Source organism: Chelatococcus sp. KU-N122 (genome assembly GCF_055391085.1).
The window spans coordinates 1,793,730-1,819,895 of sequence record NZ_AP043981.1; the positions used below are offsets into that span (position 1 = coordinate 1,793,730).

24 protein-coding genes and 1 pseudogene are annotated in these 26,166 nt (G+C 69.7%); 12 read left to right on the plus strand and 13 right to left on the minus strand.

Annotated features, from left to right (window positions below; genetic code table 11):
* Positions 1-286: 286 nt before the first annotated feature.
* Positions 287-970 (plus strand): histidine phosphatase family protein, encoded by a 684-nt coding sequence (locus ACZ5PO_RS07960; protein ID WP_464192038.1) that lies wholly within the window; start codon positions 287-289, stop codon positions 968-970.
* A gap of 128 nt (positions 971-1,098) precedes the next feature.
* Here the strand turns inward: ACZ5PO_RS07960 and ACZ5PO_RS07965 are convergent, their stop codons facing one another.
* From ACZ5PO_RS07965 to ACZ5PO_RS07995, 7 genes and pseudogenes are all read right to left on the minus strand, one after another.
* Positions 1,099-2,259, minus strand: a complete 1,161-nt coding sequence (locus ACZ5PO_RS07965) for an acyl-CoA dehydrogenase family protein (RefSeq protein ID WP_464192040.1) — start codon at positions 2,257-2,259, stop codon at positions 1,099-1,101.
* Positions 2,260-2,334: 75 nt separating this feature from the next.
* Complete coding sequence (gene pimC / locus ACZ5PO_RS07970) at positions 2,335-3,537, minus strand: pimeloyl-CoA dehydrogenase large subunit (RefSeq protein WP_464192042.1); 1,203 nt, start codon at positions 3,535-3,537, stop codon at positions 2,335-2,337.
* A 302-nt stretch (positions 3,538-3,839) separates the two neighbouring features.
* Positions 3,840-4,535, minus strand: a complete 696-nt coding sequence (locus ACZ5PO_RS07975) for an ABC transporter ATP-binding protein (RefSeq protein ID WP_464196742.1) — start codon at positions 4,533-4,535, stop codon at positions 3,840-3,842.
* Between the two features lie 20 nt (positions 4,536-4,555).
* Positions 4,556-5,305 (minus strand): ABC transporter ATP-binding protein, encoded by a 750-nt coding sequence (locus ACZ5PO_RS07980; RefSeq protein WP_464192044.1) that lies wholly within the window; start codon positions 5,303-5,305, stop codon positions 4,556-4,558.
* Positions 5,306-5,771: 466 nt separating this feature from the next.
* A pseudogene (locus tag ACZ5PO_RS07985) lies at positions 5,772-6,620 on the minus strand (branched-chain amino acid ABC transporter permease); the annotation flags it as partial.
* Positions 6,617-7,552 carry a branched-chain amino acid ABC transporter permease gene (locus ACZ5PO_RS07990; RefSeq protein ID WP_464192047.1) on the minus strand — a complete coding sequence of 312 codons (936 nt, stop codon included), beginning with the start codon at positions 7,550-7,552 and terminating at the stop codon, positions 6,617-6,619. The gene ACZ5PO_RS07990 and the pseudogene ACZ5PO_RS07985, both read right to left, overlap by 4 nt.
* 283 nt (positions 7,553-7,835) lie before the next feature.
* A complete protein-coding gene (locus tag ACZ5PO_RS07995; RefSeq protein ID WP_464192048.1) occupies positions 7,836-9,059 on the minus strand; it encodes a branched-chain amino acid ABC transporter substrate-binding protein in 1,224 nt (407 codons plus the stop codon).
* Between the two features lie 214 nt (positions 9,060-9,273).
* Here ACZ5PO_RS07995 and ACZ5PO_RS08000 point away from each other — a divergent pair, with 214 nt between their 5' ends.
* Positions 9,274-10,026 carry a GntR family transcriptional regulator gene (locus ACZ5PO_RS08000; RefSeq protein WP_464192050.1) on the plus strand — a complete coding sequence of 251 codons (753 nt, stop codon included), beginning with the start codon at positions 9,274-9,276 and terminating at the stop codon, positions 10,024-10,026.
* A 231-nt stretch (positions 10,027-10,257) separates the two neighbouring features.
* Here the strand turns inward: ACZ5PO_RS08000 and ACZ5PO_RS08005 are convergent, their stop codons facing one another.
* The gene (locus ACZ5PO_RS08005) at positions 10,258-11,313 is read right to left on the minus strand and encodes a cyclase family protein (RefSeq protein WP_464192052.1); all 1,056 of its coding nucleotides are present in this window, start codon (positions 11,311-11,313) and stop codon (positions 10,258-10,260) included.
* A gap of 268 nt (positions 11,314-11,581) precedes the next feature.
* On the opposite strand from ACZ5PO_RS08005, the gene ACZ5PO_RS08010 reads away from it, so the two are divergent.
* Positions 11,582-12,580 carry an NAD(P)H-dependent flavin oxidoreductase gene (locus ACZ5PO_RS08010; RefSeq protein ID WP_464192054.1) on the plus strand — a complete coding sequence of 333 codons (999 nt, stop codon included), beginning with the start codon at positions 11,582-11,584 and terminating at the stop codon, positions 12,578-12,580.
* 236 nt (positions 12,581-12,816) lie between these two features.
* Positions 12,817-13,599, plus strand: coding sequence for an enoyl-CoA hydratase (locus tag ACZ5PO_RS08015; protein ID WP_464192057.1), 783 nt, complete (start codon positions 12,817-12,819; stop codon positions 13,597-13,599).
* 136 nt (positions 13,600-13,735) lie between these two features.
* Here ACZ5PO_RS08015 and ACZ5PO_RS08020 read toward each other — a convergent pair whose 3' ends face one another.
* Positions 13,736-13,960: a hypothetical protein gene (locus ACZ5PO_RS08020; protein WP_464192059.1), complete on the minus strand. Its 225-nt coding sequence runs from the start codon at positions 13,958-13,960 to the stop codon at positions 13,736-13,738.
* Between the two features lie 61 nt (positions 13,961-14,021).
* Entirely contained in the window at positions 14,022-14,534 is a 513-nt protein-coding gene (locus ACZ5PO_RS08025; RefSeq protein ID WP_464192061.1) for an SAM-dependent methyltransferase, read from the minus strand.
* A gap of 201 nt (positions 14,535-14,735) precedes the next feature.
* Here ACZ5PO_RS08025 and hslV point away from each other — a divergent pair, with 201 nt between their 5' ends.
* Both hslV and hslU read left to right on the plus strand, forming a co-directional pair.
* Positions 14,736-15,299 (plus strand): ATP-dependent protease subunit HslV, encoded by a 564-nt coding sequence (gene hslV / locus ACZ5PO_RS08030; RefSeq protein WP_464192063.1) that lies wholly within the window; start codon positions 14,736-14,738, stop codon positions 15,297-15,299.
* A gap of 100 nt (positions 15,300-15,399) precedes the next feature.
* Entirely contained in the window at positions 15,400-16,707 is a 1,308-nt protein-coding gene (hslU, locus tag ACZ5PO_RS08035; protein WP_464192066.1) for an ATP-dependent protease ATPase subunit HslU, read from the plus strand.
* 60 nt (positions 16,708-16,767) lie between these two features.
* On the opposite strand, the gene mgtE is transcribed toward hslU, so the two are convergent.
* Entirely contained in the window at positions 16,768-18,141 is a 1,374-nt protein-coding gene (gene mgtE / locus ACZ5PO_RS08040) for a magnesium transporter (protein WP_464192068.1), read from the minus strand.
* Positions 18,142-18,355: 214 nt separating this feature from the next.
* Positions 18,356-19,585 (minus strand): MFS transporter, encoded by a 1,230-nt coding sequence (locus ACZ5PO_RS08045; RefSeq protein ID WP_464192070.1) that lies wholly within the window; start codon positions 19,583-19,585, stop codon positions 18,356-18,358.
* 275 nt (positions 19,586-19,860) lie between these two features.
* Here ACZ5PO_RS08045 and murJ point away from each other — a divergent pair, with 275 nt between their 5' ends.
* The 6 genes from murJ to ACZ5PO_RS08075 all read left to right on the plus strand — a co-directional run bounded on the left by murJ (position 19,861) and on the right by ACZ5PO_RS08075 (position 25,218).
* Positions 19,861-21,420, plus strand: coding sequence for a murein biosynthesis integral membrane protein MurJ (murJ, locus tag ACZ5PO_RS08050; protein WP_464192072.1), 1,560 nt, complete (start codon positions 19,861-19,863; stop codon positions 21,418-21,420).
* Between the two features lie 183 nt (positions 21,421-21,603).
* Positions 21,604-22,644 carry a tryptophan--tRNA ligase gene (gene trpS / locus ACZ5PO_RS08055; protein WP_464192075.1) on the plus strand — a complete coding sequence of 347 codons (1,041 nt, stop codon included), beginning with the start codon at positions 21,604-21,606 and terminating at the stop codon, positions 22,642-22,644.
* Positions 22,645-22,742: 98 nt separating this feature from the next.
* Complete coding sequence (locus ACZ5PO_RS08060; protein WP_464192077.1) at positions 22,743-23,243, plus strand: universal stress protein; 501 nt, start codon at positions 22,743-22,745, stop codon at positions 23,241-23,243.
* Between the two features lie 114 nt (positions 23,244-23,357).
* The gene (locus tag ACZ5PO_RS08065) at positions 23,358-23,921 is read left to right on the plus strand and encodes a NifU family protein (RefSeq protein WP_464192079.1); all 564 of its coding nucleotides are present in this window, start codon (positions 23,358-23,360) and stop codon (positions 23,919-23,921) included.
* A 105-nt stretch (positions 23,922-24,026) separates the two neighbouring features.
* A complete protein-coding gene (tsaB, locus tag ACZ5PO_RS08070) occupies positions 24,027-24,710 on the plus strand; it encodes a tRNA (adenosine(37)-N6)-threonylcarbamoyltransferase complex dimerization subunit type 1 TsaB (protein ID WP_464192081.1) in 684 nt (227 codons plus the stop codon).
* 22 nt (positions 24,711-24,732) lie between these two features.
* On the plus strand, positions 24,733-25,218 hold the full coding sequence (locus ACZ5PO_RS08075) for a GNAT family N-acetyltransferase (RefSeq protein ID WP_464192083.1): 486 nt from the start codon (positions 24,733-24,735) through the stop codon (positions 25,216-25,218).
* A 29-nt stretch (positions 25,219-25,247) separates the two neighbouring features.
* Here ACZ5PO_RS08075 and ACZ5PO_RS08080 read toward each other — a convergent pair whose 3' ends face one another.
* Complete coding sequence (locus ACZ5PO_RS08080; RefSeq protein WP_464192086.1) at positions 25,248-26,156, minus strand: LysR family transcriptional regulator; 909 nt, start codon at positions 26,154-26,156, stop codon at positions 25,248-25,250.
* Positions 26,157-26,166 lie beyond the last annotated feature (10 nt).

Genomic DNA, 26,166 nt, shown 5'->3' on the forward strand with positions numbered 1-26,166 from the left:
CGCTAACCTCCGCCGCGAAATAAGCCGCAGCAATGGCAAAATCGTGCATCTCCCCCACGAACTTGCAGCCGGTCCCGCACCCTCGCGGCGATGGCCGCGACCGGCACCGATCTCGCGGTTGCGAGAAGCCGGATTCCGTGCGAGCGAAAAGCGGCCGCCGCGGGAAAGGCCCGAGGCGAGCCCAGCGGCCTCTGAAGCGGGGCGATCTGCCTGGAGTGCTTTCCGATCGGGTGGCACAGCATCGCCCGACCGGAAAACGCTCCAGAGCCAATGACGGGAGCGAAGCATGGCGGCGACGAGCGATCGACCGACGACACGGTGGTGGTGGGTGCGGCACGCGCCCGTGGACGACGGCGGCTATATCTACGGCCAGCGGGATCTGCCGTGCGATTGCAGCGACGAGATCGTGTTCCAGGCGCTGGCGCGCGACCTGCCGCGCGATGCCGTCTGGCTGACCAGCAATCTGCTGCGCACCCGCCTCACCGCCGAGGCGATCGCGCGGGCGGCCGAGGACTACGGCGCCCATTGGCAGCCGGTGGCCGTGCCGGCGCTGGCGGAGCAGCATCTGGGTGATTGGCAAGGCCGCAACCGCGCGGAGTTCATGGCGAGCCCGGAGCGCACCCACGCCTTCTGGTTCTCGCCGCCCAGCGTGCGGGCGCCGAACGGCGAAAGCTTCGAGGATCTGGCCAATCGCGTGCGCGGTGCCGTCGAGCAGCTGTCGGTCGAGCATGCGGGGCGCGACATCGTCGCCGTGGCCCACGGCGGCACCATCAAGGCGGCGATCGCCGCGGCGCTCAGGCTCGACCTGGAGGCGGCGCTGACCTTCGCCATCGATAATTGCTCGATCACGCGCCTCGACTACCTCGGCGGCGCGCCCGATGCCTACCACTGGCGCGTGCTCAGCGTGAACCACCGCCCCTGGGGCGCGGGCAGCGCGCCGGCGGCGGCGATCAAGCTGATGGGGGCGTGAGGAATGGCTTCCTAGAATGATGGATGGCCGGGTCAAGCCCGGCCATGACGTCGGAACGGAATGCGCGACCTCTCAGCATCATGGCCGGGCTTGACCCGGCCATCCATCGAACTCGAAAAATCCCCGCCTTACGCCGCCTTGTCGTTGCCGATGAGGCCGCCGAGCTGGGCGAGGATCGCCAGGTGGTGGTCGGCGTCGCCGAACAGCAGGTCGATGACCGTCAGCCGCTTGAAGTAGTGGCCGACCTTGTACTCCATGGTCATGCCGACGCCGCCGTGCAGCTGGATCGCCTTCTGGCCGACGATCTTGCCGGAGCGGCCGATCTGCACCTTGGCCGCCGCGATGGCGCGGGCGCGCTCCACCGCGTCGTCGCTCTGGGCCATCATCGTGGCGTACATGGTCATGCTGCGGGCCTGCTCGGTGGCCACGAACATGTCGACCGACTGGTGCTGCAGCGTCTGGAAGTTGCCGATCGGCCGGCCGAACTGGGTGCGCGTCTTGAGGTAGTCGACGGTGAGATGGAGCGTCGCCTCCATGGCGCCGACGGCCTCGGCGCAGAGCGCCGCGATGGCCTCGTCGGCGACCCGGCGCACCACCTCGATGCCTTTGCCCGGCGTGCCGAGCAGGGCGTCGGGCCCGACGCGCACGTCGGCGAGCGTGATGTCGGCGGCGCGCTGGGCGTCCTGCGTGGGATAGCCACGGCGGCTCACGCCCGCGGCGTCGGCCGGCACCAGGAACAGGCTGACGCCCTCCTCGTCCTGTTGGCCGCCGGAGACGCGGGCGCTGACGATCAGGGTGTCGGCCGCATCGCCGTGCAGGACGGTGCTCTTGCTGCCGCTCAGCACCCAGCCGTCGCCGTCGGGCCGTGCCGTCGTCGCCACGTCGGCCAGGTTGTAGCGCGCCTGGCGCTCCCCATGGGCGAGTGCCAGCAGACGCTCGCCGGCGGCGATCTGCGGCACCAGCTCCTGCTTCTGCGCGGCGGAGCCTGCCCGGCGTAGCGCGCCGCCGGCGAGGATCACCGTCGCCACATAGGGCTCCAGCGCCAGCGCCCGGCCGAGCGCCTCCATGACGATCATGGTCTCCACGGCGCCGCCGCCGAAGCCGCCGTCCTCCTCGGCGAACGGCAGGCCGAGGATGCCGAGCTCGGCGTACTGGGCCCAGAGCTCGCGGCTGAAGCCCTCCGGCTGCTTGCGGATGGCGTTGCGGGCCTCGAAGTCGTAGCGGTCGGCGACGAGACGGTCGACGCTGTCCTTGAGCAGGCGCTGTTCGTCGGTGAGGTCGAAGTCCATGGGATGAAGCCTTGATGCTGAACGGGTGCCTGTGGCCGAGGCGGACGGCGAGCCCCGCAGGGCTCGCCCGCGGGATCAGAAGCCGAGGATGGCCTTGGCGATGATGTTCTTCTGGATCTCGTTGGAGCCGCCGTAGATCGACACCTTGCGGTAGTTGAAATAGTTGGGCGCCGCGGTCGTCGCCCAGTCGGGGCCGACCGCCGGCTCGTTCCAGCCCGCTTCGCCCTGCTCGGGCTGGTAGGCGATGGCGTCGGGGCCGACCACCTCGAGCAGCAGCTCGGTGGTGGCCTGCTGGATCTCCGAGCCCTTGATCTTGAGGATCGAGGACGCCGGATCGGGCTTGCCCTTCTCCAGGTTCTTGATGTTGGCGACGACGCGCATCTGCGTCATCTCAAGGGCCTTGAGCTCCACCTCGACGGCGGCGAGCTTCTCGCGGAAGCGCGGGTTGTCGATGATCGGAGCGTTGCCGTCGCGCTGCGCCGAGGCGAGCTCCTTGATGCGACGGATGCGCTCCTTGGAGGCGCCGACGCGGGCGATGCCGACGCGCTCGTTGCCGAGCAGGAACTTGGCGTAGTCCCAGCCGCGGTTCTCCTGGCCGACCAGGTTCTCCGCCGGCACCTTCACGTCGTCGAAGAAGACCTCGTTGACCTCGTGGCCGCCCTCGATGGTGATGATCGGGCGCACCGTGATGCCCGGCGTCTTCATGTCGATGAGCAGGAAGGAGATGCCCTCCTGCTGCTTGGCGCCCGAGTTGGTGCGCACCAGGCAGAAGATCCAGTCGGCGTGCTGGGCCAGCGTCGTCCAGGTCTTCTGGCCGTTGACGATATAGAAGTCGCCGTCACGCTTGGCGGTGGTCTTGAGCGAGGCGAGGTCGGAGCCGGCGCCGGGCTCGGAGAAGCCCTGGCACCACCAGTCGTCCAGGTTGGCCATGCGCGGCAGGAAGCGCTTCTTCTGCTCCTCGTTGCCGAAGGCGATGATGACCGGGCCGCACATGCTGACGTTGAAGGCCAGCGGCTCCGGCGCCGGCGCCATCATCAGCTCCTCGCGGAAGATGTATTGCCGCACCGGGTCCCAGCCGGTGCCGCCCCATTCCACCGGCCAGTGCGGCACCGCCCAGCCCTTCTTGTTGAGGATCTGCTGCCAGGTGACCAGCTCCTCCTTGGTGGTGTGGTGCCCGGCCTCGAGCTTCTTGCGGATGGGCTCCGGCAGCGAGGTCCGGAAGAACTCGCGCACCTCCTCACGGAAGGCTTGCTCGTCGGCGGTGAAGCTCAGGTCCATGGTCGTATCCTGCCGAGATGGTCTATGTGTAAACGATTTCTAGGCCGCCCGACGCGCCCTGCCAAGGGCTGAGCGCGAGGGGCGTGCTCTAGCGGTCGACCAGGTGAAGAAGGCGCCGCCGGAGAACCCTCGCCCCGCTTGCGGGGAGGGCAGGGTGAGGGGGGCTGCCGAACAAGGTGACACCGGCGAGGAGCCTCTTCTTGAGAGCCCCCTCACCCGCCTTGCGCTGACGCGCAAGGCGACCTCTCCCCGCAAGCGGGGCGAGGTGTGCGGCTGCGCCGCCACCGCGATCCGGAGACTCCTCACACCTCCAGCCAGTCGCGGCGCACCTGGGCGTTGGCCTCCAGGTCCGCAGGGGTGCCCTCGAAGACGATCTGGCCGTGGCCCATCACGTAGAGGCGGTGGCTGATGCGCAGCGCGATGGCGAGCTTCTGCTCCACCAGCAGGATGGAGATGCCGCGCTGGGCGATCTCGGTCAGCAGGTTGCCGACGAGCTCGACCACCATCGGTGCCAGGCCCTCGGTGGGCTCGTCGATCATGACCAGGTCCGGGTCGCCCATCAGCGTGCGGCACATGGTGAGCATCTGCTGCTCGCCGCCCGACAGCACCCCGGCCGGCGTGGTCGCCCGCTCCTTGAGGCGGGGAAAGATGCGGTACATGTCGTCGTAGGACCAGCGGCCGGTGGGCTTCGACGACTTGCAGCCGAGCAGCAGGTTCTGCTCCACCGTCAGCGACGGGAAGATGTCGCGGTTCTCCGGCACGTAGCCGAGCCCCAGCCGCGCCACCTGGTGCGGCTTCAGGCCGGCGATCTCCCGCCCCTTGAAGCGGATCGAGCCGCGTGGCGGCACGTCGCCCATGATGGCCTTGATCGTGGTGGAGCGGCCGACGCCGTTGCGGCCGAGCAGGCTGACGATCTCGCTGCGGCCGACGGTGAAGCTCACCCCGTGCAGGATGTGGCTCTTGCCGTAGAAGGCGTGCAGGCCCTCCACCTTGAGCATGGGCTCGACCGGATCGCGCATCAGTGCACCGCCTGGCCGAGGTAGGCCTCGCGCACCGCCGCGTTCTCGCGGATGGCCCCGGGCGCGTCGCTGGCGATGATCTGGCCGTAGACCAGCACCGAGATGCGGTCGGCCAGGCCGAAGACGACGCTCATGTCGTGCTCCACCATGATCAGCGTCTTGCCTTCCGTCACGTTGCGGATCAGCTGCACCGCCTGCTCAGTCTCGCCGCGGCTCATGCCGGCGGTGGGCTCGTCCAGCAGGATCACGTCGGCGCCGCCGGCCACCGCGAGGCCGATCTCCAGCGCCCGCTGCTCGGCGTAGGTCAGCACCCCCGCCTGCACGTCGCGCCGCGCCGTCAGTCCGATCGCGGTCATCACCGTTTCGACGCGCTCGCGCACGTTTCGCAGCGCGTCGACGCCCAGCCAGAACGCATATTTGTAGCCGAGCGACCACAGCACGGCGCAGCGGATGTTCTCGTACACCGACAGGCGCGGGAAGATGTTGGTGACCTGGAAGCTGCGCGACAGGCCGCGCCGATAGATCTCGAACGGCTTGAGGCCGGTGATCGGCCGGCCGTGCAGGCTGACCGTGCCCGACGAGACCGGGAAGCGGCCGCTGATCAGGTGGAACAGCGTCGACTTGCCGGCGCCGTTGGGCCCGATGATGGCGTGGCGCTCGCCGGCGGGGACGTCGAGCGTCACGCCGCGGATGATGGCGGTGGGGCCGAAGCTCTTGTGCACGTCGGCCAGGGAGAGGACGGCGGTCATGTAGGCAGCGCTCCCTGCGTCGATGCCGGCGAAAGCGCCGCCTCGTCCGCGGCGCCGGTCGACCCTGCGATGGCGGCGTGGACCGAGCCCCAAGCGCTGCGCACCCGGCCCCAGACGACGTGCGTGAGGGCCGCCCCGCCCCGAGCAGCGCCAGCGCGGCGAGCCAGGGCCAGGGCGAGGCGCCGTCGAGGGTCATCCAGAAGACATGGAGGATGCTGCCGTCGCTGCTCGCCTTGACCAGCATGTGGTGCGCCAGCTCGACGAGCAGGACGGCGCCGCCCGCCGCCATGGCGAGCGGCACGGCGGCAAGCGCATAGGCCGGCAGCAGCTTGCCGAGTTGGCCCTTGCGCAGCGCCGGCCCGTGCAGCGCCAGCCAGCCCGCGATGCCGCCGGGCGCGAACATCACCACCAGGATGAACAGCAGGCCGAAGTACAGCATCCAGGCGCCGGTCAGGTCCGACAGGGTCACCTGCAGGAAGGTGACCAGGATGGCGCCGACGATCGGCCCCCAGAACAGGCCGATGCCGCCGATGAAGGCCATCAGCAGCACCGTGCCGGATTGGGTGGCGCCGAGCGACAGCGCGTTCATGATCTCGAAGTTGATGGCCGCCAGCGCCCCGGCGATGCCGGCGAAGAAGCCCGCCAGCGAGAAGGCGATGAAGCGGATCCGCTGCGTCGAGTAGCCCACGAACTCGGCTCGCTCCGGGTTCTCGCGCACGGCGTTGCACATGCGGCCGAACGGCGTGCGGGTGATGAAGTACATGACCAGGATGGCGACGAAGGCCCAGCCGGCGATGAGGTAATAGATCTCGATCTGCGGGCCGAACTTGTAGCCGAGGAAGGGCATCAGCTTGGTGCGGTTGGCGGTGACGCCGGACTCGCCGCCGAAGAAGCCGCGCAGGATGAGCGAGCTCGAGGCGACGAGCTCGCCCAGGCCGAGCGTGATCATGGCGAACACGGTGCCGCCGCGCCGCGTCGACACCGAGCCGAACAGGATGCCGAAGGCGAGCCCGGCCAGGCCGCCGATCAGCGGGATCACCGGTAGCGGGATCGCCCACTTGTTCTGGGCGACGGTGTTCATGGCGTGGATGGCGACGAAGCCGGCGAGGCCGTAGTAGACTGCGTGGCCGAAGGACAGCATGCCGGTCTGGCCGAGCAGCATGTTGTAGCTCAGCGCGAAGACGATCATGATGCCCATGAGGCTCATCATGGTGAGCGAGCTGCCGGAGCTCAGCAGCCGCGGCAGCATCACCAGGACGAGCGCCAGCGCGGCCCAGGGGGCCCAGGCGCGCCAGGACAGAGTTCCTCCGGTCATGTCTCGCGCGTTCCCATGAGGCCCTTGGGCCGGAAGATCAGCACCAGCACCAGCAGCAGGTAAGGGATCACCGGGGCCACCTGCGCCACGGTGACGGTGCCGAGGTCGCCGAGCCGCGCGGCTGCGTCTGCGCCCACCACGTCCGCCAGCGACACGTTGAGCGCCACGGCGAAGGTCTGCACCAGGCCGATCAGCAGGGAGGCGACGAAGGCGCCGGCGAGCGAGCCCAGCCCGCCGACGACGATGACGACGAACAGGATGGGGCCGAGCAGCGCCGCCATGGCCGGCTGGGTCACCAGGGCGGGCCCGGCGATGACGCCGGCAAGCCCGGCCAGCGCGGCGCCCACGCCGAACACCATCATGAAGATCCGCGGCACGTTGTGGCCGAGCATGGCGACCATGTCCGGATGGGTCAGCGCCGCCTGGATGATCAGGCCGACGCGGGTCCGCGTCAGCACGGCGATGAGGAACGCGAACATGGCGATGGCGACCAGCAGCATGAACATGCGGTAGGCCGGGTAGGTGGTATCGAACAGGCGGAAGGCGACGAAGTCGAGGGCCGGCGGCACGCGGTAGTCGACCGGCAGCTTGCCCCAGAACATGTTGACCAGCTCTTCGATGACGAAGGCGAGGCCGAAGGTGAACAGGAGCTCGGCCACGTGGCCGTAGCGATGGACGCGGCGCAGGCCGTAGCGCTCGACCAGCGCGCCGACGCAGCCGACCAGCAGCGGCGCCACGATGAAGCCGGGCCAGAAGCCGATGCGCCGGCTGACCTCGAAGCCGAAGTAGGCGCCCAGCATGTAGAAGCTGGCGTGGGCGAAGTTCAGCACCCCCATCATCGAGAAGATGAGGGTGAGCCCGCTCGCCATCATGAACAGCAGCATGCCGTAGAGCACGCCGTTGAGCGTCGAGAAGGTGATCAGCTCGAGCATGCGCCCGTCCTGGAGGTGGGGTATCGAGTGGCGATCTTGAGGGTTTGGCGTCGCGGGGGCCGCTGCGCACCCTCGCCCCGCTTGCGGGGAGAGGGCAGGGGTGAGGGGGCCAGCCGCGTGGCGTGAGCGGCCTCGAGCCCTCTCCTGAGACCCCCCCCACCCGCCTTGCGCTGGCGCGCAAGTCGACCTCTCCCCGCAAGCGAGGAGAGGTGGGCGCCTGCGCCGGTCGCGACCAAGGCTACGACACTCCGGATCGTCAATTCGGCTATGGAACAGCCCGCGATCAGGGCCGCTCCATCTTGCAGGTGGTCGGCAGGATGGTGTCCTTGCCCGCGACGCGGCCCTGGGTGGTCCAGCTCCAGCCGGTCTTCTCCTCGTCGAACTTCTGCCCGGCCTTCAGCGGGCCGAAGCTGCGGATGAACATGTCCTGGAACAGCTGGTGGTCGTCCTTGCGCATCACGAGCTCGCCGCCGTCGAAGCCTTCGACCTTCATGCCCTCCAGCTTCGCCGCCACCGCCTTGGGGTCGTTGCTCTTGGCCTCGTTGGCGGCCGCGGCGAGCATGCGCATCTCGTTGACGGCGCGCGGGTACCAGAGGGTGACGCCGTACTTGTCGCGGAACTCCTGCTCGGTCTTCTGCGCCGCCGCCGGGGCGTCGTTGGCGTTGCCTTCCACGATGTCGAAGACGCGGTCGGCGAGCCCGGTCTGCTTGATCGCGGTCGGGCCGCCGGCGCCGCCGGCGTAGTAGGTGTAGAAGTCGGCCTGCAGCCCCGCGTCCGCCGCGGCCTTGAGCAGCAGGGCGATGTCCTGGCCCCAGTTGCCGGTGATGACGGTGTCGGCGCCGGACGCCTTGATCTTGGCGATGTAGGGGCTGAAGTCGGTGATCTTGAGCAGCGGGTGCAGCTCGTCACCGACGATCTCGATGTCCGGCCGCTTCTCCTTCAGCATGGCGCGCGCCTGGGTGCGGACCGACTGGCCGAAGGAATAGTCCTGGTTGATCAGGTAGATCTTCTTCACCGCCGGGCGCTGCTTCAGGAAGCTGGTCAGCGCCGCCATCTTGATGTCGGAGTTGGCATCCCAGCGGAAGTGCCAATAGCTGCATTTGTCGTTGGTCAGGATCGGGTCGACCGCGGCATAGTTGAAGTAGAGCACTTCCTTGCCCGGATTGCGGTCGTTGTACTTGGCGACGAAGTCGACGAGCGCGCCGGCCACCGACGAGCCGTTGCCCTGGGTGATGAAGCGGATGCCCTGGTCGATGGCCTTCTGCGCCTGGACCAGGCTCTCCTGCGGATTGGTCTTGCCGTCGAAGGGCACGATCTCGACCTGCTGGCCGTTCATGCCGCCCTTGGCGTTGATCTCGTCGGCCAGGAACTGGAAGTGCTTCAGGCCGATCTCGCCGACCGAGGCGCCGCCGCCGGACAATGGGTCGATGTAGCCGATCTTGACGGTGTCCGCCTGGGCGAGCGAGGCGCCGAGCGCCAGCGACGCGGCAACGACGAGGGATCGCATGGCCATTTTCCTCCGCTTGATTTGTCGTCGCGGGCGCCGGCGGCCGCCTTGTCCGCGTTTCGTCCACCGCCCGGCATCACCGTGTGCGGGGCGCCAGGTGCACGCAATCCGTGCGGGGGCCTTTGCAGCACAAACGGCTGTGAACCGCAAGAAGCACATCACATATACGAAATCACAGTTCGACAGAGCCCGGCCGGCGGGCTAAGCTGGCTCTGTGACTCTTTCATCCGAACCAACCGCCGATGCGCCGCTGGCCCGCGAAAGCCTGAGCTATCAGGCTTATCACAGGTTACGCCGCGACCTCATGGGCGGACGCTACAATCCCGGCGAGAAGCTGAAGCTGCGCGATCTGGCAGAGGAGCTCGGCGTGAGCCCGACGCCGGTGCGCGAGGCCCTGGCGCGGCTCGTCTCGGACATGGCGGTGGTGCAGCTCGACCATCGTTCGGTCAGGGTGCCGCACCTCGACGTGGAGCGCTTCAACGAGATCTGCCTGCTCCGCGCCGAGATGGAGGGCCGCGCCGCCGAACGCGCCGCGGAGCGGGCCACGGCGGCCGAGGTAGACGAGCTCGAGGCCATCCATGCACGCCTGACCGCGCTCAAGAACGCGCGCGAGATCAAGGCGTCGCTGGTCGAGAACCAGCGCTTCCACGCCGCGCTGTGCGCCCTGGCGGATATGCCCCTGCATTACCGCTTCGCCGAGACCCTGTGGCTACAGGTCGGGCCGCTGATGAACGCGCTGCTCGTCTGCCGGCCGACCAACCTGCCCCGGCGCCACCCGCACCGCATCATCCTCGACGGCTTGCGCGCCGGCGACGGCGCCACGGCGCGGCGCGGCGTGGAGGAGGACATCCGCATCAACGCAGAGCCGCTGCTCGCCTACCTGCGCGAGCCCGGCGCCTTCGACCTGGGCGCCGCGCGCGGCATGGCGCCCGTCCGTCCCGCCGCACCGTCGGAGCTGGTGGGGTAGCTGGCGCTCCTTGCGGCGCAAGCACTTGTTCTGAAAGCGACGCGGTTCACCCCCACCCCTACCCTCCCCACAAGGGGGAGGGAGGCGCTTCACTTTTTTGAGCTTGGAGAATTGGCGAGGGGGCCAAACGAACGGCCTCCCCCTTGTGGGGAGGCTGTCCCGCGCAGAGCGAAGCGAAGCGGAAGGGACTGGTGGGGGTGTTAGCTCGACGCCGCCGGAAACGGCCTTCCTCTACACCGTCGCGATCGGCGTCGCCGGGGAGCCGACGGCGCCGGTGAGGCGCAGGGGCGGCGCCGTCAGCAGGAAGCGGCTGCGGCCGTTGGCGCGCAGCCAGGTGGCCAGCGGCGTCAGGTACCAGAGCTCGCCCAGGTGCACGCCGAGCTTGAACAGGCAGTGCTCGTGCAGCGGCAGCATGGCGCAGCAATCGCCGCCCGGACGGGCCGGGATACCTTCGACGGCGTAATTGTCGGCAATCAGGGCCACCAGTCCGCTGTCGGTGATCCACTGGAGCAGGCGCTGGTCGCGGCCGTCGAGGACGGCGCTGGTGTTCTCAAGCGCAAAATGAGTCGGCGCGCCACCAGCCTCCAGCAGGAATTCGCCGAAACCGGTGTGCAGCAGGACCATGTCGCCGCTCTCCACCTCGACCCGGTCAGCTTCCATGATGCGCATCAGCGCGTCGTAGCCGATATATTCTCGGGCCCGCCCTACGTGGGCGGCGAGGTCGATCAGCACGCCGCGCCCCTGCATGCCCTTGACCGCCATGTTCTCCACGCCGAGGCGCTTGGCCTGCGACGTCGAGACGCCGCCCGGGCCGTGCGGCACGCCGGCGTCGTCGGCGCTCTCCGGCCCGACGACATCCTCGCCGGCGCGGAAGCCGTTGTAGTAGACCGCCTCCGGCACGCCGTCGCCGTCCACGTCGAACATGGAGCCCACGTGGGCGAAGCTGTCCCACTGGGTCGAGTACTGCAGGTGCAGCACCACCAGGTCGTCGCTGACCACGTCCGTCGCGCCCTTCACATGGAGGCCCACCCGCACGTTCATGTTGGCGTGGCCCTCGCGCATGGTGGGCCGCACCACCGGCGGAAATCGGCGCGGGTTGAGCACGTTGCCACCGGGATACTCGAGCGGCAGGCTCAGGCAGAAGGCCAGGCCCTCGCGCACCTCGGCCGCGCCCTGGCGCACCTTCTCGGCGGTCAGCAGGTTGACGCGCCCCAGCTGATCGTCGGGGCCGAAATCGCCCCAGGTCGACCCGTCCGGGCGGCGCGTCCAGCGTGGTGATGTCGGCATCTTCTCCCCATTCGTCTCGTTGCGGGCCGGCGGCCACACGCGTCCGGCAGCCTGTCGGCCGACTGTCGCGGCTTTGGCGGCGATCGGCAACGCGGCCGGGGGAGGGGCTGGTGCGTCGCAGGCGAATGCGGTCCGGCCGCGGACCGCGGGCCTTCGCTTGTCAAGCCGCGGATGGTGCAACTACACTTGCGTCAACGCCGGCCTGCGCGGTTCATCGCGCATCGACAACGACGGCCACGTCGGGCCGCATCCCAAGGAGTTTGACTGCATGAGCCTGCCGCCGATCCTGAGCGAACGTCTGGCCCTTCCGGCCATCGCCTCGCCGCTGTTCATCGTGTCGAACCCGGATCTGGTCATCGCCCAGTGCAAGGCGGGCATCGTCGGCAGCTTCCCGGCCCTCAACGCCCGGCCCAAGGAGCTGCTGGACGAGTGGCTGCACCGCATCCGCGAGGAGCTCGCCGCCCACGACGCGGCGCATCCGGACCGGCCGTCGGCGCCGTTCGCGGTCAACCAGATCGTGCACCGCTCCAACGAGCGGCTCGACTACGACGTCGAGCTGTGCGTCAAGCACAAGGTGCCCATCATCATCACCTCGCTCGGCGCGCGTGAGGACCTGAACCAGGCCATCCACGCCTACGGCGGCATCACGCTGCACGACATCATCAACAACCGCTTCGCCCGCAAGGCGATCGAGAAGGGCGCCGACGGGCTGATCGCGGTGGCGGCCGGGGCCGGCGGCCATGCCGGCACCGTTTCGCCGCTGGCGCTGATCCAGGACATCCGCGAGTGGTTCGACGGCCCGCTGGCGCTCTCAGGCGCCATCGCCTCCGGCCGCGCCATCCTCGCCGCCCAGGCCATGGGCGCCGATCTCGCCTACATCGGCTCGGCCTTCATCGCCACCACGGAGGCCAATGCCACGGCCGACTACAAGCAGGGCATCGTCGCGGCCGACGCCGAGGAGATCGTCTACTCCAACCTGTTCACCGGCGTGCACGGCAACTACCTGCGTGCCTCCATCGTCCGCTCCGGGCTCGACCCGGACAATCTGCCGACCTCCGACCCGTCGAAGATGAACTTCGGCGACGACGGCAAGAAGGTGAAGGCCTGGCGCGACATCTGGGGCTCGGGCCAGGGCATCGGCGCGGTCAAGGAGGTGGTCGGCGCCGGCGAGCTGGTGGCGCGCCTGAAGCGCGAATATGTGGCCGCCCTCGACGACGTCGCCCGGCTCGGGGCGCGCTACCGGTCGCTCGCCCCCGCTGCGGCGTGAGTCCGGCGGCAGTCACCCCCTCCCTGTGAACCGGAGCGGGATGATCTTTCTTCGACCCATCATCCCGCTCCAAGTCTTTGTCTTGAGCATGATCTGGTCCAAGAACCGGTGCCCGCTTTTTGGGATCATGCTCATAGCCTTTTGAAACTGCGGCGCTTTCTCGCGATTGGGTGTGTCCACCCAATCGCAAAGCGCTCTAGCGAGCCGCCGTCTTGGCTCTGGCGAGGAGACCCCCCGTGAGCACGCAACTGGCGAACGAAACGGTCGTGGTGGGCCGCGACGGCGGCATCTTGACCATCCGTCTGAACCGTCCGGACAAGAAGAATGCGCTGACCCAGGCGATGTACGACGCCATGACGGAGGCGCTGGCGGAGGCCGACCGGTCGCCGGAGGTGCGCGTCGTCGTCATCACCGGCACGGCCGACAGCTTCACCGCCGGCAACGACCTCAAGGACTTCCTGGCCGCCAAGCCGGGCGAGGAGAGCGCCGCGTTCCGCTTCGTCCGCGCCTTGCCGGCGTTCTCCAAGCCGCTCATCGCCGCCGTCAACGGGCTCGCTGTCGGCGTCGGCACCACGATGCTGCTGCATTGCGACTTCGTCTATGCCGCCGATACCGCCAGGTTCCAGCTGCCGTTCGTCAGCCTCGGCATCGTGCCGGAGGCCGCCTCGAGCCTGCTGCTGCCGCGCCTCGCCGGCCACCAGGCGGCCGCCGAGCTGCTGCTGCTGGGTGACTTCTTCGGCGCGGAGCGGGCGCGCGAGATCGGCATCGTCAACGCCGTCGTGCCCGCCGCCGAGCTGGACGGGACGGTCCAGGCCGTCGCCGGCCGCCTCGCTGCCAAGCCGCCCGGTGCCGTGCGGGCCACCAAGGCGCTGATGAAGAGCACCGCGTCGGCGACGACGCTGGAGCGCATGGGCGAGGAGGGCAAGGTGTTCGAGGAGCGCCTGCACTCGCCCGAGGCCCGCGAAGCGATGGCGGCGGTGCTGGAGCGGCGGCCGCCGGACTTTTCCAAGTTCGCTTAGGCTTTAAAGCGCAGAATTCAGCGACGGCCTTTGGGCGGCGGCGTCTGTGGATCACGCGCACCACTCGGCGAGTGCTGTTCGATGTTTTCGAGGACGGCGGCGAGGTCGGCTAAGGCAGGACGGGTGTAGCGGAGCCTCACAGCCCGTATTTCGCCCACACTGCGCGGACCTGCTCTTCACTTGCGAACTCGCCCCGCGCTGCGGCCGCCTTGGAGATCGCGATCGCGTCGCGCTCCTCAGGCGATAGCGCGACGGGCCCGGGATCCCCTGCAAGATCGAGGATGAGGCGGACAATCGCCTCCCGCCGAGCAGCGGGCAGGTCTCGAACGGCGCGAAAAGCTTGGTCGACGATGTCGGTCATGCGTCAGAGTGTGCCTCAGAACCCTTCACGCGAAAAGGTTTCCTCGGCCTGCGGGCGACAATCAGCCTTTGGCCGCGGTGTCCATTGGGCAGCGTACGGGCTTGAGGTCGAGGAGCGGTGTGCCGTCCACGCAGTCGAGGCCGCGCACCGTCAGCACCACGCCTTCGACGGCGACGAGCGCCACGGTCGAGCTGGCGATCGGGTTCGGCCGCAGGGGCGCCCTCAGCGCCAGGGCGCCGCTGGGTGAGGCGGCGCCGTGCGGGCTGAGCAGCGCAATGTCGCGGCGCGCCTCGTGCATCCAATACAGCACCTGCAGATGGCTGTGGCGGGCGATGCTCGCGAGCGCGCCGGCCCAGTGCGGGTCGATCTCGATGCGGCAGAGCGGGCCTTGCTCGCTGTCGCCCTGGCGCGGGCAGTCGGCGCGGGTCGGCCACGGCGTGCGGATGCGGCCGATGAAATAAAGGCCGGCGTTATACTGAGCCGGCAAATCGATAGTCGTCTCCCCGGGGCGCAGAGGGCCGCCGTCCGGCAGCCCCGCGCCTGCGTCCGTTGCGGCGATCGTGTCGGCGCTCATCATCGTCCCGTCCGCCTCCACTTATCCACACAATCCACAAGGCGCATATTCCGCTGCCAGTTCTGATCTAGCTCGTCCCACCCGCGTCGGCCTCGGTGGGCCTTGGCGGCCTCAGAGGCTACAGCAGCGCTATCGAAGGCGCACGTCTGGAACAGCGGCGCGAAGACGCATACATCTGGGCCTTCGCACGCGATGGAGCCCATGCGGTCGAACGAACCCGCGACCTTTCATGCCACCACGATCCTGATGGTCCGCAAGGGCGGACGCGTCGTCATGGGCGGCGACGGCCAGGTCAGCTTCGGCCAGACGGTGATCAAGGCCAACGCCCGCAAGGTGCGGCGCCTCGCCGGCGGCGGGGTGCTCGGCGGCTTCGCCGGCGCCACGGCCGATGCGTTCACGCTGTTCGAGCGGCTCGAGGCCAAGCTCGAGCAATACCCGGCGCAGCTGACACGCGCCTGCGTCGAGCTCGCCAAGGACTGGCGCACCGACCGCTACCTCAGGCGGCTGGAGGCGATGATGCTGGTGGCCGACAAGGATGCGAGCCTCCTGCTCTCCGGCACCGGCGACGTGGTCGAGCCGGAGGTGCGGGGCGGCCACAGCGTCATGGCCATCGGCTCCGGCGGCAACTACGCCCTGGCGGCCGCACTGGCGCTGCTCGACAGCGAGCCCGATCCGGAAGCCATCGTGCGCAAGTCGATGGCGATCGCCGCCGAGATCTGCGTCTATACCAACGGCAACCTGGTGATCGAAAGCATCGGTGCATGACGTTCGCCGGCGACCCGGCCGTGCTCGGCCGCGCCCGCATGCGCGCTTTCGCCGCGCCGTGGCGGTCCCGCACCGGATCTGAAGGACAAGAATAGCCGCGATGACCACCTTTTCCCCCCGCGAGATCGTCTCCGAGCTCGACCGCTTCATCGTCGGCCAGCGTGACGCCAAGCGCGCCGTGGCCATCGCGCTGCGCAACCGCTGGCGCCGCCAGCAGCTCACCGGGCCGCTGCGCGAGGAGGTGCTGCCCAAGAACATCCTGATGATCGGGCCGACGGGCTGCGGCAAGACCGAGATCTCGCGCCGGCTCGCCAAGCTCGCCGGCGCCCCGTTCCTCAAGGTCGAGGCGACCAAGTTCACCGAGGTCGGCTACGTCGGCCGCGATGTCGAGCAGATCGTGCGCGACCTGCTCGAGGTGGCGATCGGCCTGGTCAAGGAGGCCAAGCGCAAGGACGTGCAGGCGCGCGCCCACATGGCCGCCGAGGAGCGCGTGCTCGACGCCCTGGTCGGCCAGCAGGCGAGCAGCACGACGCGGGAATCGTTTCGCAAGAAGCTGCGGGCGGGCGAGCTCGACGACAAGGAGATCGAGATCGAGGTGCAGGCGAGCGGCGGCGGCATGCCCATGTTCGAGCTGCCCGGCATGCCGGGCGCCTCGGTCGGCGCCATCTCGCTCGGCGACATCTTCGGCAAGGCGCTCGGGGGCGCCCGCAAGACTCGCCGCACCCATGTGCGCGACGCCTACGAGCCGCTGATCGCCGAGGAGAGCGACAAGCTGCTCGATCAGGACCAGGTCGTCCAGGAGGCGATCCGTCAGACCGAGGAGGAAGGCATCGTCTTCCTCGACGAGATCGACAAGATCTGCGCGCGCGAGCACCGCGGCGGCGCCGACGTGTCGCGCGAGGGCGTGCAGCGCGATCTGCTGCCGCTGATCGAGGGCACCACCGTGTCGACCAAGCATGGGGCGGTGAAGACCGACCACATCCTGTTCATCGCCTCGGGCGCCTTCCACGTGGCCAAGCCCTCGGACCTGCTGCCGGAGCTGCAGGGCCGCCTGCCCATCCGCGTCGAGCTCACCTCCCTGGACGAGGCCGACTTCCGGCGCATCCTGACCGAGACCGAGGCCAACCTGATCCGGCAATCGGTGGCCATGCTGGCGACCGAGGGCGTGACGCTGAGCTTCACCGACGACGCCATCGACGCGTTGGCGCGGGTGGCGGTCGAGGTCAACACCTCGGTCGAGAACATCGGCGCGCGCCGTTTGCAGACGGTGGTGGAGCGCGTGCTCGACGACATCTCCTTCACCGCCGCCGACCGCTCCGGCGAGACCGTCACCATCGACGGCGACTACGTGCGCACCCACGTCGGCGAGCTCGCCAAGAACGCCGACCTGAGCCGGTATATTCTTTGAATTTTTGATGGATGGTCGGGCTTGACCCGACCATCCATCGGATCGAAGCGCGTAGCTCCGCTAAAGAATGGTCCCGCGCAGCATCACGTAGGCGATGCTGAAGTAGATCACGAGCCCGGTCACGTCGACGAGGGTGGCGACGAAGGGGGCCGAGGCGCTGGCCGGGTCGAAGCCGACGCGCTTCAGGATGAACGGCAGCATCGAGCCGGCGAGCGAGCCGAAGGTGACGATGCCGACGAGCGCGAAGGCGATGGTGAGCGCCAGCAGCTTCCAGTACTCGCCGTAGTCGAAGAGGCCGGCCTGCTGCCAGATGGTGATGCGCAGGATGCCGATCACGCCGAGGATCGCGCCCAGCACCATGCCCGTCGGCAGCTCGCGCAGCGCCACCCGGTACCAGTCCCTCAGCCTGACCTCCTGGAGCGCCAGCGCCCGGATGATCAGCGACGTCGCCTGCGAGCCCGAATTGCCGCCCGAGCTCATCACCAGCGGGACGAACAGGGCCAGCACGATCGCCTTCGACAGTTCGTCCGAATAGAACTGCATGGCGCTCGCCGTCAGCATCTCGCTCAGAAACAGCACGCACAGCCAGCCGGCGCGCTTCTTCAGCATGCCGAGGAAGCCGATCTGGAGGTAGGGCTCGTCGATCGCCTCCATGCCGCCGAGCTTCTGGAGGTCCTCGCTGGTCTCGGCGAGCAAGGCGTCGATGGCATCGTCGACGGTGACGATGCCGATGACGTGGCCGGTCGAATCCACCACCGGTATGGCCAGCAGGTCGTATTTGGAGATCTGCCGGGCGACGGCTTCACGGTCGGCCAGCGGTCCGGTGGTGATGGGCGGGTGCTCCGGTGCGACCGAGAGGATCGGCGCGCTCGAATCACCCGTGATCAGCCGGCGCAGCGAGACCGACTGCACCAGCTTCTTCGTGCCGGGGTCGAGCACGTAGATCGAGTAGACCGTCTCCCGGCTGCGCTCGACGCTGCGGATATGGTCGAGCGTCTGGCCGATCGTCCAGTTGGATGGCACGCTGACGAACTCGGTCGTCATCAGGCTGCCGGCGGTGTCCTTGGGATAGGCCAGCAGCTGCTCGAGCGAGGCGCGGGTCTCCGGGCGCAGGCGGCTCTCCAGGCGCGTCTTGGCGTCCGGATCGACCCAGCGCAGCACGTCGGCGGCGCGGTCGGCCGACATGGCTTCGAGCAGCGTCGCCGCCTTGTCGTCCGGCAGCGCCTCGACCACCTCGGAGGCGGCTTCGAAATCCGGCTGGTCCAGCACCTCGACCGCCCAGGCGTCCGGCATGTGGCCGATGATTTCGGCCGCGTCGTCCGGCTTGCGCTGGTTGAGGTACTCGACGATGTCCCCGACGTGCTCTTTGCCCAGGCGCGCCGAGATGGCGATTGCGTCCGGCGAACCCTGTCCGCCACCCGTCCGAATGTTCATGGCACGCCCCTTTCCGTGCTGAGTTTCGCGTGGTGGATTCGAAGCTTGTTGGCCCAACGCGCCGCCTGCCCCGCGGCGCGTTTCCCGACGGGGAAGCGCGCCACGGCGCATGAGCCGCGATCGCCGTCCGCGCCGCCGCACGTGGCGGCGGCGCGGACGGCTCACCTTGTCCAGCAAATCACGACACGCCCATAACGCGGACGGCGCGCCGCGGCTACAGTGGTTTGTGCCTGAGGCGCGCGGCGAACCAGAGTCCGAGCAGCGGCACGAGGATCGCGGCGGCGATCAGCGGTGGAGCGCCGCCATGGCGGTCGAAGAAGGGCCCGATGACGGCGACGCCCGCGGTCTGGCCCAGAAAGAACGCCGCGGCGAACAGCGACACGGCGGCGCCGCGCGCCTCCGGCGCCATCTGCGTGGCGTTGGTCTGCAACGTATTGTGAAACATATAGAACGACAGGCCGCAGAGGACCGTCGCCAGCGGCGCCAGCCATAGCACCGGCGCGAGCGCGATGGCGAGCAGCGCGACGCAGAGGCCGGCGGTGCCCATGCGGGCAAGGCCGCCCTCGCCGAGCCACGCCACCAGCCGGCTGGCGCTGAAGGCGTAAGTGAGGCCGCCGAGCCCGAACGCCGCGAGAATGAGACCGGCCGCCCCCGGGCCGACGCTGAAGCGGTGCTGCAGCTCGGCGCCCACGTAGGAATAGGCGCCGAAGACGATGGCACCCTCCAGGAACACGGTGGCCACCACCGTGGCCGGCCAGCGGCGGCCGAGCAGCCCGAACATCTGCCGCAAGCCGTTGAGGGCGCTGCCGTTGCCGCGGACGCCGTGGCGATGGGCGGGCCGCAGAAGCTCGAGCCCGAGGCCGACGGCCGCCGCCAGGTAGAGCAGCGCCAGCACGACGAAGACCTGCCGCCAGCCCATGATCTCGCTCAGCACGCCGCCGCCCGCCTGGCCGAGGACCACGCCGAGGATCTGTCCCGACAGGAACTTGGCCAGCACCGGCTGGCGCTGCTCGTAGGGCACCGCGTCGCCGATCCAGGCCATGCTGAGGGGGATGATGGCGGCGGCCGTGGCGCCCGAGAGCAGGCGCGCCGCGGCGAGGGTCTGCAGCGAGCCGGCAACGGCACAGGCGCCGACGCCCACCGACGACAGCAGCGCCGTCAACGCCACCATGCGGTATTTGCCCAGGCTGTCGCCAATCGGCCCGTAGAAGGCCTGCAGCAGCCCGTAGGAGATCGAGAACGCCGCCATGACCGCCGCGGCGTCCCCGGTGGTGACGGAGAATGCGTGGCCGATGCTCGGCAGCAGCGGATCGGCGACGCGCGCCGTTCCGGCGGACACGAAGGAGGCGAAGGCGAGGAGCAGGATCGAGCGCCGCGGCACCGGCGGCGCTACGGCGCGCTCGCGATCGGGCCCGGGCTCGATCGGGCTGACGGAGAGATTCATGGACTGCTTTGGCTGAACGCCCGACGAGGCGGTGGGACGGGCCGGGCTTTGCGCTGCCGGGCGCCGCGGCCACCATAGAGCATGATCCCCAAAAGCGGGATGCCGGTTTTCGGGAGAGGGTCATGCGCGACGCGACAGCTTGGAGCAGGGCGAGCCTGCGCGGCGGCGCCGGACATCGCTTGCGCGTGCGGACGAGCAGCCGGGCTTGACCCGGCCGTGCGCCGCACGCAACACGCCCGCGCAGCGTCCCCTCCCCATCCGCGAGCCCGCCAGGCATGTCCCTGCTCCGCCCCGCGCTCATCGTCGGCCTCGCCACCGCCGCCTCGCGGCTGCTCGGCTTCGCCCGCGACGTGGCTGTGGCCGGCCTGCTGGGGGCGGGCCCGGTGGCCGACGCCTTCCTGGCTGCGCTCAGGCTGCCCAACGCGCTGCGGCGGACGCTCGGGGAAGGCGCCCTGAACGCGGGCTTCGTGCCGATCTACGCCCGCTTGCTGCGCGACCGTGGCGCGCAGCCCGCGGCGAGCTTCGCCGGCCACGCGATCCTCGCCGCCGGGCTGGGGCTGGCGGCGCTCACCGCGTTCGCCATGCTCGCCGCCTCCACGCTGGTGCTGGCGCTGGCCCCGGGGTTCGCCGACGATCCGGCGCGGCTGGGTCCGGCCCGCAGCTACCTGCAGCTGATGCTGCCGTTCGTCGGCCTGGCCTCGCTCGCCTCCCTCGTCGGCGCCTGGCTCAACGCCGAGCAGCGCTTCCTCGCCGCCGCCGTGGCGCCGGCGACGGTCAACGCCCTGCTGCTCGCCGCCTACGCTCTGATTCCTCATCTGGTGCTCGGCGACGCAGCCGTGGCGCGGGCCATGGCCGCTGCCCTGGCGCTGGCGGGCGCGCTGCAGCTCGGCGTGGTGCTCCTCGCCGCGCGCCGGCTGCCCCATGCCTTCCGCCTGCTGCGGCCACCGCCGTGGCGCGAGCTCCGCCGCCTTCTGGTCCTGGGCGCCCCGGCCCTCGTCGCCAGCGCCAGCGCCCAGATGCTCGTCCTGGTGGCGGCAGGCGTCGCCTCGGCCGAGGCCGGTGCCGTCTCCTGGCTCTACTACGCCGATCGCCTGTTCCAGCTGCCGCTGTCGTTTGCGGGCGTGACCGCCGGCACCGTGCTGCTCAGCGACATGGCGGCCGGCGCCGCGCGGCCGGTCCCGGCGGCGCGCGCCGATGGCCGCGATCCGCTCAATGCCCCGCTCGAGGCGGCCCTGGCGCTCGCCCTGCCGGCGGCGGTGGCCCTGGCGGTGCTGGCCGAGCCCATCGTGCGCATCCTGTTCCAGCGTGGCGCCTTCGTCGCCGGCGACACGGCGGGCACCGCGGCGGCGCTCGCCGGCCTGGCCGCGGGCCTGCCCTGCGGCGTCGTCGCCAAGGTGCTGCTGCAGCCGTTCTTCGCACGCGAGCTGGCGCTCATGCCGCTGCTGACCGGCCTCGGCGCCGTCGCCGTCACCTGGCTGGCGGCGCTGGCCCTGGCCACCCCCTTCGGCGTCGGCGGCCTCGCCGCCGCGGTCGCCCTCGGCCTCGCCGTCCAGGCCGTCGCGCTCGGGGCCATCCTGGCCGCCCGGCGCTGGTGGCGTCCCGATGGGACGCTCGCCGGGCGGACCGCCAAGCTGCTCGCCGCCAGCCTCGCCATGGGCCTCGGCGTGGCCGGGCTGGCGCGCTGGCTTGCGCCCGCGCTGGCGGGGGAAGACCTCGCGTCGCGCGCTGCCGCGCTCGCCGGCCTGTGCCTGGCAGGGCTTGCCATCTATGCCGTCGCGGCGCTGGCGCTCGGCGGCATCGACCGACGCCTGCTGGCGCGCTTGCGGCCCGGCTGAGCCACGCGCCGACCGGTCCGGCGCCTGTCGCACAACGCGTCTTGCGCCCGCAGCGGCGGGCCGCCATAACCCGCGCTTTCCGGCGGAGCGCTTCGCGATTGGGCGGACTTACCCAAGCGCGAAAGAAGCGCTCCAGATTCAGAGACTTGGAGCATGTCTGCGGAATGCTCTAGGGGAGTGGCCATGGCGACGTTCAGCCAGCGCGTCTTTTCCGGCGTCCAGCCCACCGGCAACCTGCACCTGGGCAATTACCTGGGCGCCATCGCGCGGTTCGTGTCGCTCCAGGAGCAGTTCGACTGCATCTACTGCGTGGTCGACATGCACGCCATCACGGTGGCGCAGGATCCGGCCGAGCTGACGCGGCATATCCGCGAGGTCACGGCGGCCTTCATCGCCTGCGGCATCGACCCCAAGCGCCACATCGTCTTCAACCAGAGCCAGGTCAGCGAGCACGCGGAGCTCGCCTGGGTGTTCAATTGCGTGGCCCGCATCGGCTGGCTCAACCGCATGACCCAGTTCAAGGAGAAGGCGGGCAAGGACCGCGAGAACGCCTCGCTCGGCCTCTACGCCTATCCGAGCCTGATGGCCGCCGACATCCTCGTCTACAGGGCGACGCACGTGCCGGTCGGCGAGGACCAGAAACAGCACCTGGAGCTGACGCGCGACATCGCCCAGAAATTCAACAACGACTTCGCCGCGACCATCGCCGCCCATGGTTTCGGCGACGGGTATTTCCCGCTGACCGAGCCGCTGATCCAGGGGCCGGCGACCCGCGTCATGAGCCTGCGCGACGGCTCCAAGAAGATGTCGAAATCGGACCCGTCGGATTTCTCGCGCATCAATCTGACCGACGGACCCGACGCGATCGCCCAGAAGATCCGCCGCGCCAAGACCGACGCGGAGCCGTTGCCGGGCGAGGAGGCGGGCCTGGCGGCCCGGCCCGAGGCCGACAACCTCGTCGGCATCTATGCCGCGCTCGCCGGCACGACCAAGGCGACGGTGCTCCGCGAGTTCAGCGGTGCCCAGTTCTCGGCCTTCAAGTCCGCCCTCGTCGACCTCGCCGTCGCCAAGCTCGGGCCGATCGGCTCGGAGATGCAGCGGCTCGTCGCCGATCACGCCTACATCGACCAGGTGCTGGTGGACGGCGCCGACCGCGCCCGCCTCATGGCGTGCCAGACCATGGACGATGTGAAGGACATCGTCGGCTTCATCCGCAAGCGCTGACGCAGCGTTCGCGAGGGGCCGACCGCCGGGCTTGACCCGGCCGCCCATCCGCCGAAGAATCGATCCGGCCGCGGCATCGGACCGCGGTTGGAGAGGCGATGAGCAGCAGCCGACGGCGCACCGCCTACGAGCCGGGCCATCGGGCCAAGTTTCTCGTCGTCGTCGACGAGACGCCCGAGTGCGACCGGGCCGTCTACTTCGCCGCGCGCCGGGCACTCCGCACCGGCGTCGGCGTCACGCTCCTCTGTGTCATCTCGTCGGCGGAGTTCCAGACCTGGCTCGGCGTCGGCGAGGCGCTGCGGGCCGAGGCCGAGGACGAGGCCAACCAGCGCCTCGATGAGGCGGAGGCCTGCGTGCGCGAGATCACCGGTGCCGTGCCCGAGCGCATCATCCGCGCCGGCCCCAAGTCCGAGGAGGTGCTGCGGCTGATCGACGAAGACACCGACATCGCGCTCCTGGTGCTCGCCGCCGGCACCGATGCCAGCGGCCCCGGGCCGCTGGTCTCGATGCTGGCGAGCTCGTCCGGCCCGGTCTTTCCGATTCCCGTCGCGATCGTGCCGGGCGGCCTGAGCGACAGCGAGATCGATGCGGTGGCATGATGCCGGGCGTGGGGCTCAACGTCACGACTGCGTTGATCTGCGGCCGCCGCTCATCCATATGCAAGGTGACGCGACCGAACGGCCGGCCTTGAACCGGCACGCGAGGAGGACGAGATGTTCATCCAGACCGAAGCCACGCCCAATCCCGCCACCCTGAAGTTCCTGCCCGGCCGGGTGGTCATGGACAAGGGCACCCTGGACCTCCGCGACGGCGAGCAGGCCCAGAAGTCGCCGCTGGCCGAGCGGCTGTTCGCCGTCGACGGCGTCGCCGCCGTGTTCTTCGGCTCCGATTTCATCACCGTCACCAAGGCTGCCGGCGAATGGCAGCACCTGAAGCCCGCCATCCTGGGCGCCATCATGGAGCACTACCAGTCCGGCGCGCCGGTCGTGGTGGACGAGCACCGGCACGCTGCCGCCGAGGACGGCGACGAGTTCTTCGATGAGAAGGACGCCGGCCTGGTGGAGACGATCAAGGACCTGCTGGAGACGCGGGTGCGGCCGGCGGTGGCCGGCGACGGCGGCGACATCACCTTCGCCGGCTACCGGGACGGGGTGGTCTACCTGTCGATGAAGGGCTCGTGCTCCGGTTGCCCGTCGTCCACGGCGACGCTCAAGCACGGCATCGAGAACCTGTTCCGCCACTTCCTCCCCGACGTGAGGGAAGTCGAAGCCGTTTGATGCCGTTGCACGGTCGCCGGTAGGACTGGAGCGGCGGGCGGATGATGCTTAAACAGGATGTCGCGAATCTGGTGTTCGCGTCATTCGGGAGCTTGATCTAGCCGCGTGCCCATCCTGGCGATCGATACGGCGCTCGGCGCCTGTTCCGCATGCGTTGCCGACGACGGCGCCGCCGAGGCGCTGGCGCGCGAGACCATCACCATGGAGCGCGGCCATGCCGAAGCGCTGCTGCCCCTGGTCGAGCGCGTCATCGCCCATACGCCAGGCGGCTTCGCCGCGTTGAACCGCGTGGCGGTGGTCGTCGGACCGGGGAGCTTCACGGGCTTGCGCATCGGCATCGCCGCCGCCCGCGCCATCGGGCTGGCGCTCGAGATTCCTGTCGTCGGCGTGACCACCCTGTCGGCGCTGCTGGGGCCGCTGGTCGCCGGCAGCTCGGATCGGGTCGCCGTGGCCGCGGTCGATGCGCGCCACGGCCACGTCTACATCCAGGCCCTGGCGCCGGGCGGGCGGGTGATCGTGGCGCCGCGGCTGCTGCCGGCGCGCGAGGCGGTGCGTCTGCTGGGGTCCGGCTCGGTGGTGATCGCCGGCTCCGGCGCCGGCCTGCTGGCGGCGGAGGCGAGCGCGCTCGGCGTCAACGCCGCCATCGCGCCGGAGGCGCTCTACGCCGATCCGCTGTGGGTGGCACGGCTGGGCATGCTGGCCGATCCGGCCCAGGCGCTGCCAAAGCCCTTCTACTTGCGTGCCCCCGACGCCAAGCCGCAGGACCACGGCGCTTTGCCGCGGCTGTGAGACCGGCCGTGAGGGTGGACCAGTGACGCTCTGGCCCTGGCGGCGGGATCTGGCCGGGCGTATCGGGCGTTTGACCCCGGCCGACGCGCCGGCGCTGGCCTCGATCCACGCCGAGGGCTTCGCCAGGCCGTGGGGTGCCGCCGATTTCGAGCAGATGCTGACCGATCCGGCGGTCGTCGCCGACGGCATCCGCGCGGCCGGTCTGGGTCAGCCGGCCGGCTTCGCGCTGTCGCGGCGGGTGCTGGACGAGGCCGAGATCCTCACCATCGCCGTTGCCCGCCGCTATCGCGGCCGCGGCTACGGCCACGCCCTGCTCGTCGCCCACATGCCGCGGCTGGCGGCCCTGGGCGTGCGGACGCTGCATCTGGAGGTCGAGGACGGCAATGCGCCGGCCCTGGCGCTCTACCGCTCGCTCGGTTTCGCGCAGGTGGGGCAGCGCCCGGGCTACTACACCCGGCCGGACGGCACGGCCGTCGGCGCGCTGCTCATGGCGCGCACGCTCGCCTGACCGTACGGCGGCGGTGTGCCGCGCCGTGGTCACGTCCCCCGCAGAAACGCGCGGTCGGCCGCGATGCGCCGTTCGAAGAAGCGCAGCACCGCGCGGATGCGGGAGATGTGAAGCAGATCCTCGTGCGCCGATATCCAGATGTCGCGCACCGTGAAGACCTCAGGCAGCACCGGGATCAGCGCCCGGTCGTGTGCGGCGACGAAGGACGGCAGCATGACGATGCCTTGTCCCGCCGTGGCGCTCATGTATTGCGCCAGGAGACTGGTGGAGCGGAACACCACCTTGGTCGGCCGCAGGATATCCGACAGCCAGAGATTCTCCTTGATGTGGACGTGCTCGTCGATGAAGTCGATGAAATCGTGCCTGTCCAGGTCGGCGAGATTGCGCGGCGGCTCCCTGGTCTTGAGATAATCCGGGGACGCAAAGAGCGACACCTTGAACTCGCCGACCTTGTTGGCGCTGAGGCGGCGGCCGCGGGGATTGAAGAAGCTGACGAAAATGTCGGCCTCGCGCCGGCTCAGGTCGAGGATGCGGCTGTCGGTGATCAGCTCGATCTGGATGGTGGGTTGCTGGCGGTTGAAGTCGGCGATGCAGGGCGTGAGGTAGAAGCTGCCGATGCCCTCCAGGCTGGCCACCCGCACCGCGCCGCCGGCCTCGCCGTCGAGCCCGATGGCCTCGGCGATCAGGTTGGCCTGGTTCTCCATGCCCTCGGCATACTGCAGCAAGCGGTAGCCGTCCTCGGTGAGCGCAAAGCCGTGCTTGTTGCGGTTGAACAGGGTGCAGCCGAGGTTTCGCTCGAGCTCGCGGATGCGCCGGCCGACGGTCGTGTGGTCCACCTTCAGCGTCGCGGCGGCGCGGACCAGATTTCGCTGCCGGGCCAGTTCCAGGAAGTAGACGATGTCGTTCCAGTCGTATCTGAGCTTCGATGACGTGCTCACGGAGGTCTCG